Annotated in this window: 12 protein-coding genes; 6 read left to right on the forward strand and 6 right to left on the reverse strand. The window is 38.6% G+C overall.

Annotated features, from left to right (window positions below; all coding sequences use genetic code 11):
• The first annotated feature begins 57 nt into the window (after positions 1-57).
• From cydD to CIN_RS09370, 5 genes are all read left to right on the forward strand, one after another.
• Positions 58-1758 carry a thiol reductant ABC exporter subunit CydD gene (gene cydD / locus CIN_RS09350; RefSeq protein WP_139016999.1) on the forward strand — a complete coding sequence of 567 codons (1701 nt, stop codon included), beginning with the start codon at positions 58-60 and terminating at the stop codon, positions 1756-1758.
• A 1-nt stretch (position 1759) separates the two neighbouring features.
• Entirely contained in the window at positions 1760-3457 is a 1698-nt protein-coding gene (gene cydC, locus CIN_RS09355; protein ID WP_050798416.1) for a thiol reductant ABC exporter subunit CydC, read from the forward strand.
• Positions 3458-3613: 156 nt separating this feature from the next.
• Positions 3614-5188, forward strand: coding sequence for a cytochrome ubiquinol oxidase subunit I (locus CIN_RS09360; protein WP_050798417.1), 1575 nt, complete (start codon positions 3614-3616; stop codon positions 5186-5188).
• A gap of 11 nt (positions 5189-5199) precedes the next feature.
• Entirely contained in the window at positions 5200-6336 is a 1137-nt protein-coding gene (gene cydB, locus CIN_RS09365) for a cytochrome d ubiquinol oxidase subunit II (RefSeq protein WP_040364345.1), read from the forward strand.
• A 15-nt stretch (positions 6337-6351) separates the two neighbouring features.
• On the forward strand, positions 6352-6552 hold the full coding sequence (locus CIN_RS09370; RefSeq protein ID WP_008854850.1) for a hypothetical protein: 201 nt from the start codon (positions 6352-6354) through the stop codon (positions 6550-6552).
• Between the two features lie 181 nt (positions 6553-6733).
• Here the strand turns inward: CIN_RS09370 and CIN_RS09375 are convergent, their stop codons facing one another.
• The 3 genes from CIN_RS09375 to CIN_RS09385 form a co-directional block, all read right to left on the reverse strand.
• Positions 6734-8014: an aspartate aminotransferase family protein gene (locus CIN_RS09375; protein ID WP_008854851.1), complete on the reverse strand. Its 1281-nt coding sequence runs from the start codon at positions 8012-8014 to the stop codon at positions 6734-6736.
• Between the two features lie 66 nt (positions 8015-8080).
• Positions 8081-8854 carry a nuclear transport factor 2 family protein gene (locus tag CIN_RS09380; RefSeq protein ID WP_008854852.1) on the reverse strand — a complete coding sequence of 258 codons (774 nt, stop codon included), beginning with the start codon at positions 8852-8854 and terminating at the stop codon, positions 8081-8083.
• Between the two features lie 10 nt (positions 8855-8864).
• Positions 8865-10298, reverse strand: a complete 1434-nt coding sequence (locus tag CIN_RS09385; protein ID WP_008854853.1) for a gamma-aminobutyraldehyde dehydrogenase — start codon at positions 10296-10298, stop codon at positions 8865-8867.
• A gap of 410 nt (positions 10299-10708) precedes the next feature.
• Between CIN_RS09385 and tehB the strand changes: the two genes are divergently transcribed.
• Entirely contained in the window at positions 10709-11308 is a 600-nt protein-coding gene (gene tehB, locus CIN_RS09390; RefSeq protein ID WP_008854854.1) for a tellurite resistance methyltransferase TehB, read from the forward strand.
• Positions 11309-11399: 91 nt separating this feature from the next.
• Here the strand turns inward: tehB and CIN_RS09395 are convergent, their stop codons facing one another.
• The 3 genes from CIN_RS09395 to CIN_RS09405 form a co-directional block, all read right to left on the reverse strand.
• Positions 11400-12605, reverse strand: a complete 1206-nt coding sequence (locus CIN_RS09395; RefSeq protein ID WP_040364346.1) for a c-type cytochrome — start codon at positions 12603-12605, stop codon at positions 11400-11402.
• A gap of 2 nt (positions 12606-12607) precedes the next feature.
• Positions 12608-14500 carry an NAD(P)-binding protein gene (locus tag CIN_RS09400; RefSeq protein ID WP_008854856.1) on the reverse strand — a complete coding sequence of 631 codons (1893 nt, stop codon included), beginning with the start codon at positions 14498-14500 and terminating at the stop codon, positions 12608-12610.
• A 213-nt stretch (positions 14501-14713) separates the two neighbouring features.
• Entirely contained in the window at positions 14714-14953 is a 240-nt protein-coding gene (locus CIN_RS09405) for a hypothetical protein (RefSeq protein WP_040364347.1), read from the reverse strand.
• Positions 14954-15039: the final 86 nt, after the last annotated feature.

Consider the following 15039-nt stretch of genomic DNA (forward strand, 5'->3'; position numbering starts at 1 on the left):
TAATTCTGTAAATCGTAACAATTATAATAAGAGTAGTCTTCTATAATGTATGGCTGATTGAAAGAGATTGTATTAACCCCGATGGAAAACGTAAAGAACTCAGAGTTAGATCTTAAGAAATTAATAAAGCGTGCCTCGCTCTGGTTTCTTATTTCCATTATGCTTGGGGGTGTTTCAGCTGTATTTTTAGTGCTGCAATTTATTGTGTTAGCACATGTGATTGATAACTTGCTCTTTCGTCATGCGTTGATGGAGAGCCAATATACGAATATTATATGGATTATTCTCTGTTTTATTCTTCAGATCATAACGCGATTATTATCAGATATCTCTGGCACCAAAGCAGGCATAAAAATCGCAGCGTCTTTACGTAGTGATCTTTATGCACGACTATATTCTACAGGGCCGATAGCTTATAAAAATCTTCCGATTGGCGAGATGGTGAATAGTTTAACGGAAGGAATTGATAATTTAATTCCTTATTTTGCACGTTATATTCCCAGTGCTGCGATGATGGTGATTTTACCCATATTTATTTTGGCGGTGGTTGCTGATGTCGATGTGTGGAGTTTTGTTGTATTGGCTTGTACGGGACCATTAATCCCTGTTTTTATGGCATTTGTTGGGTATAGTGCTCAGGTCATTATGGATAAACAATGGCGGCAACTATCGATCTTAAGCGGTAGTTTCCTAGATATGTTGAAAGGGTTAAAAACCTTACGTTTGTTTGGCAGAGCAACTGAAAGCTTAAGTTATATTGAAAAACTCTCTGATGAATATCGTAAAACAACATTATCTGTGATGAAAGTTGCGTTTTTAACCTCTGCGGTATTAGAGTTTTTTTCTAGCCTTTCCATTGCTGTTATTGCTGTGATTTTTGGCAGTCGATTATTGGCAGGAACTGTGGATTTCAGAGATGCGTTTTTAGTGCTTTTATTAGCACCAGAATATTTTATGCCTTTGCGGAATTTTTCTGCCAGTTATCATGCACGACAAAATGCGAATGCGGCGTTGGATCAACTTAAAAAACTTTATGAGTTGCCCAAATTAATTATGCGCTCTGCTTATGTTCCTAATGATCGTTGTGTGGAGAAAATTACGCTCGATCAAGTGACGGTTCAAAGCACAGAAGAGCAGAATTTATTGGATAATATTTCTTGTTCTTTTGCAAGAGATCAGTTGAGTGTTGTGATTGGACAAAGCGGAGCAGGCAAAACCAGTTTATTAAATATGCTTCTGGGATTTCTACCGATTTCGTCTGGGAGGTTAAGCATTTTTGATACGCATGGTTTGGAAATGAAATTAGAGGAAATGCGTATCGCTTGGGTGCCTCAAAAACCTTATATGATTTTTGGAAGTATCAAAGAAAATTTATGCTTGGGATCTCAAAAAATATCAATGGATCGTTTAAAAGAGGCTACACAACAGGCTGGAATTTTATCATTTATTGAACAACTTCCCAAAGGGTTTGAAACGCATGTGGGTGAGGGTGGTAAACAATTTTCTGGTGGTCAATTACGTCGCTTTATTTTGGCACGGGCATTATTAAGAAATCCTGATATTTTGATTTTAGATGAACCAACTTCGGGATTAGATCAAGAAAATGCGTTAAAAATCATTCAAACGATTAGGGAATGTAAGAAAGATCGGGTTGTTATCGTTGCAACGCATAATACGGAATTAACAGCGCAAAATGATGCATTATTTCGAATAGATCATGGCAAGCTCATAGAGCAATCAACTGGGAAAGAATTATAAAATGCAAGACACAAAAATATTTCCCAACAAACTCTCACTAATCAATTTTGTGAAACCGATTAAATGGCACTTGGCATTAGGGATGCTGTTATCTTGCGTTGCTGCATTAAGTAACTTTGGATTATTGTTTGTTTCTGGCTGGTTAATTACCAGTGCAGCGGTGGCTGGATTGGCTGCTCTTGCAGTATCTCAAGCGTTTAATATTATGTTGCCTGCTGCGGGTGTACGCTTTTTTGCTATGGCGCGTATTTTATCCAGATATTTAGAACGTATTATTACTCATGACGGGGCTTTTCGGTTAACGAGCTCTCTTAGAACCGCAGTCTATGCGTTATTAATTCCTCAAACCCCTTCTGGATTAATGGATAAACGAGGCGGAGATATTTTAGGGCAGTTTGTCTCTGATACAGAAACTGTTTCAGCCTATTATACAGATGCAGCAATCCCTTTTGGTCGTGCTTTATGTTGCTCCATCGTTTTTATCGGTCTTATTTCCTGTTTCTTGCCCATAGCTGGGATGACATTAGGTGCTGCATTGATTATTGCTGGTGCTATTGTGCCTATTGTGACGTATTGGATGTCTTATCGGTTGATTAAACAGATGCGTTTTGTGAAAAGTAGGATGCAAGGAAACCTTGCAGAAACCTTGCAGAATTTAGGTGAGTTATTGATCTTAACAATAGCAGATAGCTCTGTGAATAATATCAAACAAGACCAACTCTATTTAGATCAAGGTAAATTAAAACTTGATATCATTGAAAGCACAGCGAGAAGTCTTATCACGGTGATAATGATGATTGTTGTCTTGTTGGTATTGTTTCAGTCTATTTCGGCTTATCAGGTTCATTTGTTAAGCGCTGCTGAAATACCAATGCTTGTGCTTGGAATAATGGCGGCATTTGATGTGATTTTACCATTGCCAGCAGCTACTCATGCAAAGATCAAAGCAGATATTGCAGAACAACAATTACAAGCATCTTGTAATCATACGGTGGCAGATCAAACTGAAGAAGATCTTTTTGTATCTCCTAACGCACCTTATGATTTAGTTATGAAGCAAGTGAGTTTTAGTTATCCTCAACAACCATCGATTATTTTAGATCATGCATCGTTAACGATTAAACAAGGTGAGCATGTTGCGATTGTTGGAGCTTCTGGAATGGGAAAGAGCAGTTTGATTAATATGCTCTTTTCTTTTTATCCATTGCAGACAGGATCAATATTTTTGGGTGGTGTTGATGTTAAAAAAATAACCTGTGATAAATTATCCTCCTTTGTCAGCGTGGTGTCTCAAGATTTTCACTTATTTTCGGGGACAATTAAGGAAAATCTGAAATTAATTAACCCAGAAGTAACGGACAAAGAAATAAAAGACGTCTTAAAGATTGTTCAACTCGATCAATTTGTTAAAGAATTGCTAGAAGGAATTCATACGTTTATCGGGAATGAAGGGGTGAGATTATCAGGAGGTCAAGCACGTCGATTGGCAATTGCTCAAGGTCTGTTACGTAAAACACCGTGGTTGATTTTGGATGAGCCAACAGATGGATTGGATTCACAAACAGAGCAAGCATTAATGCAGCAATTAATGACGCATTATACTGACCAAACAATTGTGGTAATTACACATAAAAGCGAAATATTACCGTTAATGGATAGAGTTATTTTATTACAAGATGGATGTTTCCACGCTGTTTAATCGTATTTATTATCTATAATATTAGTCAAAAACATTGATTATTCAATAATAAAGGTTACAATTATTAGGGTCGTAACCTTTTTATTTTCTAAAAAAACATTAGATATAGGATAAGTATTGTCCTTCATTTCTAGAAAAAAATGAAAGTTTTGTAGAATGGATATCGTATCCCCTTGGGTGGTTGAGCTCTCTCGGTTTCAATTTGCCCTCACAGCTTTATATCACTTTATGTTTGTTCCATTGACCTTAGGCATGGTCTTTATCCTTGCCGCGATGGAAACAGTTTACGTGGTAACAGGTAAACAAATCTATAAAGATATGACACAGTTCTGGGGTAAATTATTCGGAATTAACTTCGCCATTGGGGTTGCGACAGGGCTGACAATGGAATTCGAATTCGGAACCAACTGGTCTATGTATTCCAGATTTTTTGGAGATATGTTCGGAACGCCTTTGGCTATTGAAGGCTTGATGGCATTCTTTATGGAATCAACTTTTGTTGGTCTCATGTTCTTTGGTTGGGATCGGTTAAGTAAAGGTGCCCATTTAGCGGTGACTTATCTTGTCGCTTTGGGTTCTAACTTATCCGCATTATGGATTTTGGTAGCGAATGCCAGCATGAATGTGCCTCATGGTGCACATTTTGATCCAGAAACTATGCGAATGACGTTTGATAGCTTCGTTGCAGTGGTCTTTAATCCTGATGCTCAGGCTAAATTTGTGCATACGTCTGTTGCAGGATTTGTAACGGCCTCTATGTTCGTGATGGGGATCAGTGCGTTTTATTTATTAAGACGTGAACATCGTAGCTTTGCTGCACACTCCTTTCGTATTGCTGCTTTGTTTGGGATTATGTCAACGATTGCGGTCATTACCCTTGGGGATGTGTTAGGACGTTTGGATTATATGCATCAACCTACCAAAGTCGCAGCAATGGAAGGCTTGTGGCATACGAGTAAACCACCTTCAGAACCTTGGTTATTATTTGCTATTCCTGATGATCAAAAACAAACCAACTATTTTGAAATTGGGGTTCCTTATGTGTTAACGCCATTATTAACCCATACGTTTGATACGCCGATTGAGGGGATTGACGAGTTACAAGAACAAGCTGGCCCACGTATTGAAAATGGGATTAAAGCGGTAACAGCATTACGTCGTTATGGTGAAACACGCCAACAAAGTGACTTGGATCAGTTCAAGTTATATGAAAAAGACATGGGTTATGGTTTCTTGGCGACGCGCCATGCGCCTAATCAAGATGTAAGCAGTATTACAGCTGAAGAAGTTCCTAATGTTGTGGCAAAAACAAAATTAGATATTTTCCCTAATGTTTTTGTAACATTTTGGGCTTTCCGCATCATGGTTTTCTTAGCAATGTATTTCTTCATTGTTTTTGCGATGGCATCTTATCTTAGTTTAAAAAGACAACTTGAAAAATATCGCTTCTTTTTAAGAATGGTGATGTGGTCTATTCCGTTACCTTTTATTGCTTGTGAGTTTGGGTGGATTACCGCAGAAGTTGGCCGTCAGCCTTGGACAGTGTTTGAGATCTTACCAACCTTTATTTCCTCTTCTACACATGGAACAGGGTATATGATTTTCTCATTATGTGGATTTTTATTGCTCTATAGTATCTTTATCGCTGCAGAATTATATCTCATGTTTAAATATGCACGATTAGGCCCTCCTAGCAGTGATTCAGCTACTGCAACACAGTCCAGTCATTAAGAGGTGTTATGATGGAATATTATGTAATTTTAAAATTGATTTGGGCTGGGTTACTCTGCGTTCTATTAATCGGTCTTGGATTAATGGTTGGTATGGATATGGGGGTCGGAACGTTATTGCGTTTCGTTGGCAGAAATGATGCAGAGCGTCGTACTGCATTGAATATTATTGGCCCACATTGGGATGGAAATCAGGTTTGGTTTATTTTGGGTGGAGGGGCTATTTTTGCAGCGTTTCCAACCTTATATGCAACGTCGTTTTCAGTCTTTTATGTTGTGATGATTTTGTTGTTATTCAGCATGATTTTGCGTCCTGTGGCTTTTGAATATCGTTCCAAAGTCGATGCACGTTTTTGGCGTGCCAGTTGGGATTGGGCATTCTTAATCTCTGGCTTTTTACCAATGTTCGTTTATGGCGCAGCTTTTGGTAATATTTTGCAAGGGGTTGGATATCATTTCATCTGGAGTGGTCAATATTTCCAAGATGAATCTTTTTGGGGATATTTAATTAATCCTTTTGCGATTTTATGTGGATTAATGGCTGTGTCATTAAGCGTCTATCAAGGTGGCGTAATGCTGATGATGCGTTCTGAGAACCCCATATATGAGCGTGCAAGACGTTATGCGAGTATCGCAGGGATTGTGGCAGCATTCTTATTTGCGGTTGGTGGTGTATGGATTAGCAAACTAAATGGCTTTGTCTTAGAAAGTGGTAATCCAGCAATGCAACCGAACCCAATGTATGGACAGCAAGTTTCCGTGCATGAAGGGGCATGGCTACATAACTTTGTTGCGCATCCTATCTTGTGGGCAGTTCCTGTGCTTGGTATTTTGTTTATGTTGGGTGGATCAGCTGTTGCAAGACGTAATATGCCTCATCTTGCATGGTGGTTTGGACTAGGGTCATGGTTAGGAACGATTGGTACGGTTGCTAGTGCAATGTTTCCCTTCTTTATGCCGTCAACGACAGCACCTAATCATAGCTTAACCATATGGAATAGCTCAGGAAGTGCTTATGGTTTAACCTGTATGGTGATTGTTGCCTGTATCTTTGTGCCGATTATTATTTGTTATACTTCATGGTGTTTTTACATTATGCGCGGCAAAGTCAAAACTTCTGACATCATTAAAGATCATCACAGCTATTAAAAGGAAACAAAGAAAATGTTAACAATTTTATTACGTTTTGCTGGGTTGGGCTTGGTTTTAGTCGTTGCATTATTAATCGCTGTTTTTGTAGGAGATCAAGGCCCTTGGTATTTTGCTTGGTTAGTTGGCACGGTGATGATTGTTTTAATCGCTGTTGCAGGGGCAATTTTGTTTGATACGCAAGCCGATGGTCAAGATTCAAAAGGAGAATATTAATGGGTAATCATGTTGAATGGGTTGTTTTTTTTGTGCCTTTTGTTTATTTATGCTTTTATTTGATTGCATATTTAGTGACACGGAAACTCTTCCCTTAATGTTTTTTACGACATAGAATAAAAGAAAAGGCACTGTATATATTTATACAGTGCCTTTTTTAATCATCGGATGATTTTAGGGTTTACTTTAGAACGGTTGCTAAAGATTTTTCTAAAATTCCAAGACCTTCGTCTAAGATGTTCTCTTCTACGGTCAATGGCACCATAATACGAATGGAGTTGCCAAATAAACCACAGCTAGCTAACATTAATCCATGATCTCTGGCATCCAAAACCAAGTTCTTTGTGACATCAGCATCCGCTTTTCCATGAGCATCCAAAAGATCAAAAGCAAGCATCGCACCACGGTGACGAATTTCGCCAATCCGTTTAAATGCACCGCCTTTTGATTTCAATCCGCTCAAGAAAGCTGCGATTTTCTCACCAATTTCTTTGCTACGTTGTAAAAGATTTTCTTCTTTGAATACATCAAAGACAGCCAAAGCAGCTGCAACAGCAACAGGACTACCAGCATAGGTTCCACCTAATCCACCAGGGGAAACGCTGTCCATAATATCTGCTTTACCCACAACACCAGATAAAGGATATCCACCAGCTAAACTTTTTGCCGTGGTCATTAGGTCAGGTTCAATACCGAGTTGTTCGGTAGCAAAGAATGTGCCTGTACGTCCATATCCGCATTGGACTTCGTCACAGATGATTTTAATGCCATATTTATCAGCAATTTCACGAAGTTTTTTCGCAAAAGAAGGCGGCATAAAGTGGAAACCACCTTCACCTTGAACAGGTTCGAAAATGATTGCTGCAACATCAGTTGGTGCAATATCTGTTTTGAAGAGTTTTTCCAAAGCAGTTAAAGATGCTTCTTCTGTAACGCCAAAACTTGCAACAGGGAAAGGAATACGGAAAATACCACCAGGCATTACACCGAAATCTTGTTTATAAGGGGCAACTTTACCCGTTAATGCCAAGGTATAAATCGTACGACCATGATACCCAGCATCAAATGCAATCACGCCAAAACGTTTTGTTGCTGCTCTGGCAATTTTAACGGCGTTTTCAACAGCTTCTGAACCTGTGGAGAAAAAGACTGCTTTTTTAGCACCAGAAATAGGAGCTTTTTCACAGACTTTCTCTGCCAAAGTGATGATATTTTCATAACCAACAATTTGCGTTGCAGTATGAGAAAATTTATCAAGTTGTGCTTTGACGGCTTCGGTAATTTTAGGGTGTGTATGACCTGTATTTAATACTGAAATCCCGCCGATAAAGTCGATATAGCGATTGCCTTCAACGTCCCAGATTTCAGAATTTTTAGCACGATCAGCAAAGAAAGGAAAACCAATAGCAAAGCCATTTGGCATAGATTTTTCTTTACGTTTCATCAAGTCAGAATTTTTCATTTTCTTTCCCGTTAAGATAAGAGGTTATGTTTGTTCAAAGTTAATGTGTTTATAGAGTGCTGTATACTAAAAAATACCATAATTATGCACGGCTTCTTCATCGCTTGGGACTGCTGGAATAGCATCCCATAATTCGATGATTTTACCGTTTTCAACGCGCCATAACTCGAAATAAGCATGACGAGCACCTGCAATAGAGCCTTCAGAATGCGTTAGAACAAATTGACCATCGGCAACAGTGCGATGAATTTTGTCATAATGTAACGCAGAACTTTCGGTTTTTAATTGTTCTAGGAATTGAATAACCGGTTCAACGCCGTCACCAATATCTGGACTATGTTGATAGAAGGTATGTCCATCACTAAAGCGTTTAAAGCCACTATAATCGCCACCAATTAAAGTTTCGGCGAAGAATATTTTAACCAACTTACGATTTTCTTCGCTATCTGCTTTTGTATCGACTTCGGTAGGGCCATCGAGCTGACTGCGATCACTGATATTTTTTGGTGCTTCTGGAACTAAACCATCCCAATGCTCGACAATTTTACCATTTTCAACACGGTAAATATCAAAGCCAACCAAAGGGTGCTCATCTAGCCCAACGAAACGACCATGTAACGCAACAAGACCAGAGTCATCGCCTAATACACGACTAACTTTATAATCCATATTAGGACAACTTGTGACGAGCTCTTTTAGTCCTGGAATACCATCGGTTACCAAAGGAGAGTGCTCGATGAAATCTGGTGAGAAATAAAGCTCTAGTGCTTTGATATCTTTATCTGAAAACAGCATATTATGTGCTTTTAACACTAATGCTTTATTTTGTTCTTTCGACATTCACAAATTCCTAGTCTTCGTTAGAGCTCATGACGTGTTTCACGCGTGTATATTCTTCTAAACCATACATTGATAAATCTTTGCCGTAACCAGAAGATTTAAATCCACCATGAGGCATTTCAGCAGTCAAAGGAATATGGGTGTTAATCCAAACTGTTCCGAAATCTAAATCACGAGAAAGGCGCGTTGCTCTGGCATGATTTTTTGTCCAAACACTAGAAGCCAAACCATATTCAACATCATTTGCTTTGAATACGGCGTCTGCTTCATCATCGAAACTTTGAACGGTAACGATTGGGCCAAAGATTTCACTTTGAACAACTTCATCATCTTGTTTTACATGACTGATAACGGTTGGTTCAAAATAGAAGCCTTCACGATCGCCAGCTTTTCCACCTGTTTCAACTTTTGCATGTGCAGGAAGACGTTCAATAAAGCCTTTAATACGGGACAGTTGGTTTTCGTTATTGAGAGCACCGTAAAGCGCATCACTATCATCAGGAGAACCAAATTTAATGGCTTTTGTTGCTTTGACTAAAAGGCTAAGGAATTTGTCATGTGCTGATTTTTCAACGAGAATACGCGTTGCAGCAGTACAATCTTGGCCAGCATTAAAGAAGCCTGTGGTTGCAATATGTTCAGCAGCTTTTTCAAGATCAGCATCTGCGAATACGACAACAGGTGCTTTACCACCTAATTCTAAATGTGCACGGGTAAGGTTCGCAGCAGCAGAAGCAGCAACCGCCAAGCCAGCACGAACAGAACCTGTAATAGAGACTAATGCAGCTGTTTTATGAGAAACGATTTTTGATCCAGCATCTGCTTTACCCAAAATAACGTTAATGGCACCAACAGGGAAGAAAGGTGCAGCAATTTCTGCAAGTAACAAGGTGCTTTCTGGAGTAGTATCACTTGGTTTTAAAACCACAGTATTCCCAGCTGCAAGTGCAGGAATGATTTTCCAAATTGCCATCATCAAAGGATAGTTCCAAGGGGCAACTTGTCCAACAACGCCTAATGGTTCACGACGAATGCTGGAGGTTAATCCATGCATATATTCGCCTGTTGATTTTCCTTCTAAACAACGAGCAGCGCCAGCAAAGAAACGAACTTGATCCGCAGAAATAGCAACTTCTTCAGAAGCAATTAATGCTTTGATTTGTCCTGTGTTACGGCTTTGTGCGTCTACTAATGCATCACCGTTTGCTTCAATCGCATCGGCAAGTTGTAAAAGGGCTCTTTGACGTTCAGAAGGGGTGCTTCTGCCCCAAACTTTAAATGCTTCTTTTGCAGCTTTATACGCTGCGTCAACTTCTTCTTGGGTTGCATTTGGGGATTGAGCAATGACTTTGCCTGTTACAGGGCTGATAAGATCAAAATACTCAGAAGATTTCGCTTCAACAAATTGTCCATTAATAAAATGTTTTAGTTTTGTTACACTCATTTTGGGTTCCTTAAATTCTTCATAATCATGAAAACGGGGTTAGCTTAGCATCTGAGTAAGCTTGTCTCAAAATAAACAAATTATGATCAGTGGAGAATATCGATAAAATAAAGAGATTTTTTATAAATATGACAGCTGTCAAAATAGTTTTGAAACAAAAAGGATGGTGAATAAATATAGATAAATAAATCACTTTTTCTTTTGAGAAAGAAATAATTTATGCAAACTATTTGCGTATTATGCTTTGTAAATATTTTAAAAGTAAAGGGATATTTTGTTATTTTTTTCTACCTATTCATCTTTAAAGTAATTATTGTTTGCAATAATATTGAAAACAATAATTTTTATAGTGACAACGGCGTTTATAAAAATGTATAAAAAATACATCTTTAGGAAAAGGATAAAAGATTATGGATTCATTTAAAGATTATTTTACACAAAAATATAATTTAATGCCTCCTCATTCAGAAGTCTTGCAAGCAATGCCTCATTTAACGAAAGGCAATGCCCTTGATTTAGGGTGTGGCGGTGGCAGAAACAGCTTATGTTTAGCACAAAATGGCTTTATTGTGGATGCTTGGGATAAAAATCGAGAGAGTATTCAAAAGCTTGATATGATTTGTAAAAATGAATCCATTAAGGATATTGCAACAAAGATTGTTGATTTAAATACGCTCGAGTTTTCAGGTCAGTATGATTTTGTTTTATCGACTGTTGTGATGATGTTTTTGAAAGCTACTTCTATTCAGAACCTTATTAAACAAATGCAAAATTCAACAAAGGTTGGGGGATATAACCTGATCGTTGCTGCAATGGATACAGAAGATTACCCTTGTAATTTTGATTTCTTTCCCTTTACGTTTAAACCCAACGAATTATCCTCATATTATGAGAATTGGTCGATTAAAAAATACAATGAAGATACTGGTTTTTTACATAAAACCGATCAAGATGGAAATAGAATTCAGCTTCGTTTTGCTACGATCTTAGCACAAAAGACAGAAGTTTAATAAAGCTGTAAAAGCTTTAAATGCACTTTATAGAATGTGGTATTCTAAGAGATAAAAGGCAGTCATTGTTAAAAAATGACTGCCTTTTATTTTACTCGCTTTGTTTAATAATTTCTTTTGTTTTCTTTATATCGTTAGGCGTAATCTCTGCGGCATGATTTCCCCAGTTTGAACGGATATAGTTCAAAACGTCAGCCGTATCTTGATCGGTTAAAACCCACCCATAACCAGGCATTGCATAAGGTAAATGATTTTGAGTTACAGGTGTTTTTCCACCATCTAATACAATACGAATTAACGTTAATGGGTCTGCACTATTGACGGTTAAATTATCTTTTAATGGAGGAATAACATGGTTATTGCCTTGGCCATCAGTTCCATGGCACGTAGAGCAATAGCGCATATACATAAACTCACCATTTCGTGCTTTAGCTAATTTAGGATCTTCTTGGGGCGGAGGGGGGGCTTTATGGGTGCCATCAATATCGGTGAGGTAAGTTGCAATCGCATCAAGATCTTGATCTGTTAAATATTGGGTGCTTTCACTAACAACTTCATCCATAGGCCCAGCAATGGCTTTATGCTCACTGCGCCCCTTTTTCAATAAATCAACAATTTCTTGTTTTGCAAAAGGTGGATTGCGTAGAGAAGGGGCATACCAACCAGCGAGCTGGCCGCCAGTTAAGTAACTTTTCTTGGTTTCATCAAAGCTTTTTTCTTGCATTCCATAACCACGAGGTGTGTGGCATGTTCCACAATGGCCAGGGCCTTGCACTAGGTAAGCACCACGGTTCCATTGAGCACTTTGATCAGCTCTGGGTTTAAAGCGTTTATTTTCTGTATACATGATATTCCATACGCCAAGAGGCCAACGCATGGATAAAGGCCAAGAAATATCAGAAGGACGATTAGCAACAGCTTGAGGTTTCACGTCTTGCATTAAATAGCTGTAAAGTGCGTGCATGTCCTCGTCAGTTAATTTGACGTAAGAAGGATAAGGCATGGCAGGATATAAACGATGGCCATCTTTGGCAACGCCTTTACGAACAGCGCGAACGAAATCGTTATAACTCCAACTCCCAATACCATACGTTTTATCAGGCGTAATATTGGTAGAGTAAATATGACCAAAAGGTGTAGGAAAACGAACCCCGCCAGCGAGGTCTTTACCATTTGGAGCTGTATGACAAGCGGCACAATCACTGGCGCGGAAAATATATTCCCCCCGAGATACAGTTGGATCAGCGTGTGCGATGCTGGGTAATGCCATCAAAAATAATATAGAGAAGCGTTTCATGATTACCCTTTCATCTTATGGAGTTCATTGACAGCACGCCATCCTTGATCAATGGCAGCATGTGCATAAGGTGCCCAGTCAGAATCAGAATTAGCGATGGTAATTTTTCCAACAGGTTGACGTGCGGTTTCGATAATTTTTTGTGCGCTATCCTCGCTATCTTCTGATAACCCACTATAGGTATAAGAATATCCATGTGCCCAACGATTAACAGTAATGGCTTGAATATCTTTTTGGTTATCAAAGCCAGCATCTCCAAACATCCCTTGTAATTGGTCACGGACCATTTGTTCATGTACCTCAAATGGTGTGCCGAGTAAGAATGCACGTCCTTTTCGAGATTGCTCACGAATACTGAGCCCACTGCCAGGGAAGGTTGGAACATAAACCATATGTAGACAAATCGGCTTTTTAGGGTCTCTTGGGTGCTTGTAATCGCCCATATCGACAGGATAATCGAGTTTGACACGACTATAAGGCGCAGCAGGAGCGTAAATTTCATGCACACCTTTTTTGATAAAAGGTTCCCAATTATTAACGATTACCTTCGTATAAACTAACGGTGCTTTAACATTTTGTTTTAAAGCTTCTTTTTGTGCTTCTGGCATTTCTGGAACAATATAAGGGATCATCATATTATATCCAGCCATCACGACTTGGCCAGCTTTGACTTTGTTTAATTTGCCTTCTTTTAAATAGATGACTTCCACACCATCATCCACATTGGCAGCATGAACACCAGTGCTGCTTAAACGTATTTTAACGGGATTTTCTGGCTTATCGAGTTGGCTATAATCAAATTTAGCGGTAACGATGCTTTCCATTGTATCACCAGGAGCAATCGCAGGTACTAAGTGGCGCACAATAGAGCGTGCCAGTCCAGCATTGCCATCTGGAAAGTGATAGATATAAGGATCGTCTAAATCAGCAAGATCGTCGGCATCCATTGGAGGTAAGTTCATACCCTCAAAGCCTGGAAGTGCGCAGAGGCGAGCATCACTACAAGAAACACCATCAATTCCAATGGCTTGGAAATCATTCGTTCTTTGTTGGAAGTAACGAATAGCACTATCGTTTAACTTCACTTTATCTTTTAAAAATTGCGTATAGCTATGTTTATCTAACCAAGCGGATTTTTCATCGGTGCTCATTCCTGCTAAATAATCTTTGTTTTCAGTATGCAGCGTAATCAGAGCTTGGCGATCTTCTTCGCTTAGTGGAAAGTCATTGATAAACTCAACAATATTACGTCCATTTAAACGGTTAGGCGGAATATCATCAGAAACTGCACGTCCAGGATCTCCGCTAACGATTTTATTGATACCAAAATTTTGTTTATCAAAATAAACACCACGGCTAAGGTTTAAATCTGGATAAAAGGTGGTGTCAAAGTCTTTGGCCATAACATCAACATTGATATTGAGTTCTTTGATTAAATCTTTGACGGTTTGGCTGAAATTATGTTCAGGAGATTGAAAGGATTCACTGCCACCATAACCAAGGATCATGCGATCAGCAGTATGAAACTCATTTCTTTTTGCGTGACCACCAAAATCATCATGATTATCAATGATTAAGATTTTACTATTTTTGCCTTGCAGTTGTTGCCAGAAATAAGCAGAGGCAAGGCCACTAAGGCCACCACCAACAATGACAAGATCATAATTTTCTTCAATGGGCAGATTTTTGGGATCAAACTTCTTACCCTCACGTGCCAATGCGTGGGCTCCTTCAAAAGAGCCAGGATGGTTGCCACGTAATCCCGTGAGTGTAGGGGGATAATAAAGCGTTTGCGTAGCCGTTCGTTCGGATGCTTTTAGTATTTGAGTAGGAGCCATTCCTGCAACAATACTAATCGCCACACCATTTAAAAAATCACGTCTTGTGACCGTCATAGATAAAGCCTTGTCGATATTATAAGTTCACTTTTTATATCATAAATATACGTATATTTAAAAATAAACAATTGATGAGGTTAATATTGGCAAGGTTAGAGGTCGTTTTAGTTGTTAAATAAACGATATATTACGTAACTTATTAAAAGATAATGGATGTGATATCATTCGTCACTTAATTGGATCTTAAGATAAACGGCGCCATCATTTTGTTTAGTTAATTGATATGGAATCAGTGTCATTCGTTAACATGGTTGTTGCTTTATACCGCTTCTTGGTAGAAGAAGAGCTGACTTTTTGGATATTTTTTAAGTTTACAGAAGAAAATCCTAAATTATGCATCAGCGGAATTCGATTAAATGTACGTAGCGTTAATTCTTGAGTAAAAGGCGTATCGCAATTTGGGATACCATTGGTCGTAGATGTTGGAGGTCCAATAATGATAAAAATCATTATAATTTTGACTAATTCCTTGCGATCCATTCATAAAAAGGATTTTTTTGTAAAAATGATTAGGGTGATCATAATGTGGACATATC

The organism is Commensalibacter intestini A911 (assembly GCF_000231445.1).
GTDB classification, from domain to species: domain Bacteria; phylum Pseudomonadota; class Alphaproteobacteria; order Acetobacterales; family Acetobacteraceae; genus Commensalibacter; species Commensalibacter intestini.

Bases quoted from the DNA above. Each gene is read 5' to 3' on its own strand.
- cydB (WP_040364345.1), top strand. From the start codon at position 5,200: ATGGAATATTATGTAATTTTAAAATTGATTTGGGCTGGGTTACTCTGC.
- CIN_RS09380 (WP_008854852.1), bottom strand. From the start codon at position 8,854: ATGTCGAAAGAACAAAATAAAGCATTAGTGTTAAAAGCACATAATATG.
- cydC (WP_050798416.1), top strand. From the start codon at position 1,760: ATGCAAGACACAAAAATATTTCCCAACAAACTCTCACTAATCAATTTT.
- CIN_RS09395 (WP_040364346.1), bottom strand. From the start codon at position 12,605: ATGAAACGCTTCTCTATATTATTTTTGATGGCATTACCCAGCATCGCA.
- CIN_RS09370 (WP_008854850.1), top strand. From the start codon at position 6,352: ATGTTAACAATTTTATTACGTTTTGCTGGGTTGGGCTTGGTTTTAGTC.
- CIN_RS09405 (WP_040364347.1), bottom strand. From the start codon at position 14,953: ATGATTTTTATCATTATTGGACCTCCAACATCTACGACCAATGGTATC.
- CIN_RS09400 (WP_008854856.1), bottom strand. From the start codon at position 14,500: ATGACGGTCACAAGACGTGATTTTTTAAATGGTGTGGCGATTAGTATT.
- CIN_RS09375 (WP_008854851.1), bottom strand. From the start codon at position 8,014: ATGAAAAATTCTGACTTGATGAAACGTAAAGAAAAATCTATGCCAAAT.
- tehB (WP_008854854.1), top strand. From the start codon at position 10,709: ATGGATTCATTTAAAGATTATTTTACACAAAAATATAATTTAATGCCT.
- CIN_RS09385 (WP_008854853.1), bottom strand. From the start codon at position 10,298: ATGAGTGTAACAAAACTAAAACATTTTATTAATGGACAATTTGTTGAA.
- CIN_RS09360 (WP_050798417.1), top strand. From the start codon at position 3,614: ATGGATATCGTATCCCCTTGGGTGGTTGAGCTCTCTCGGTTTCAATTT.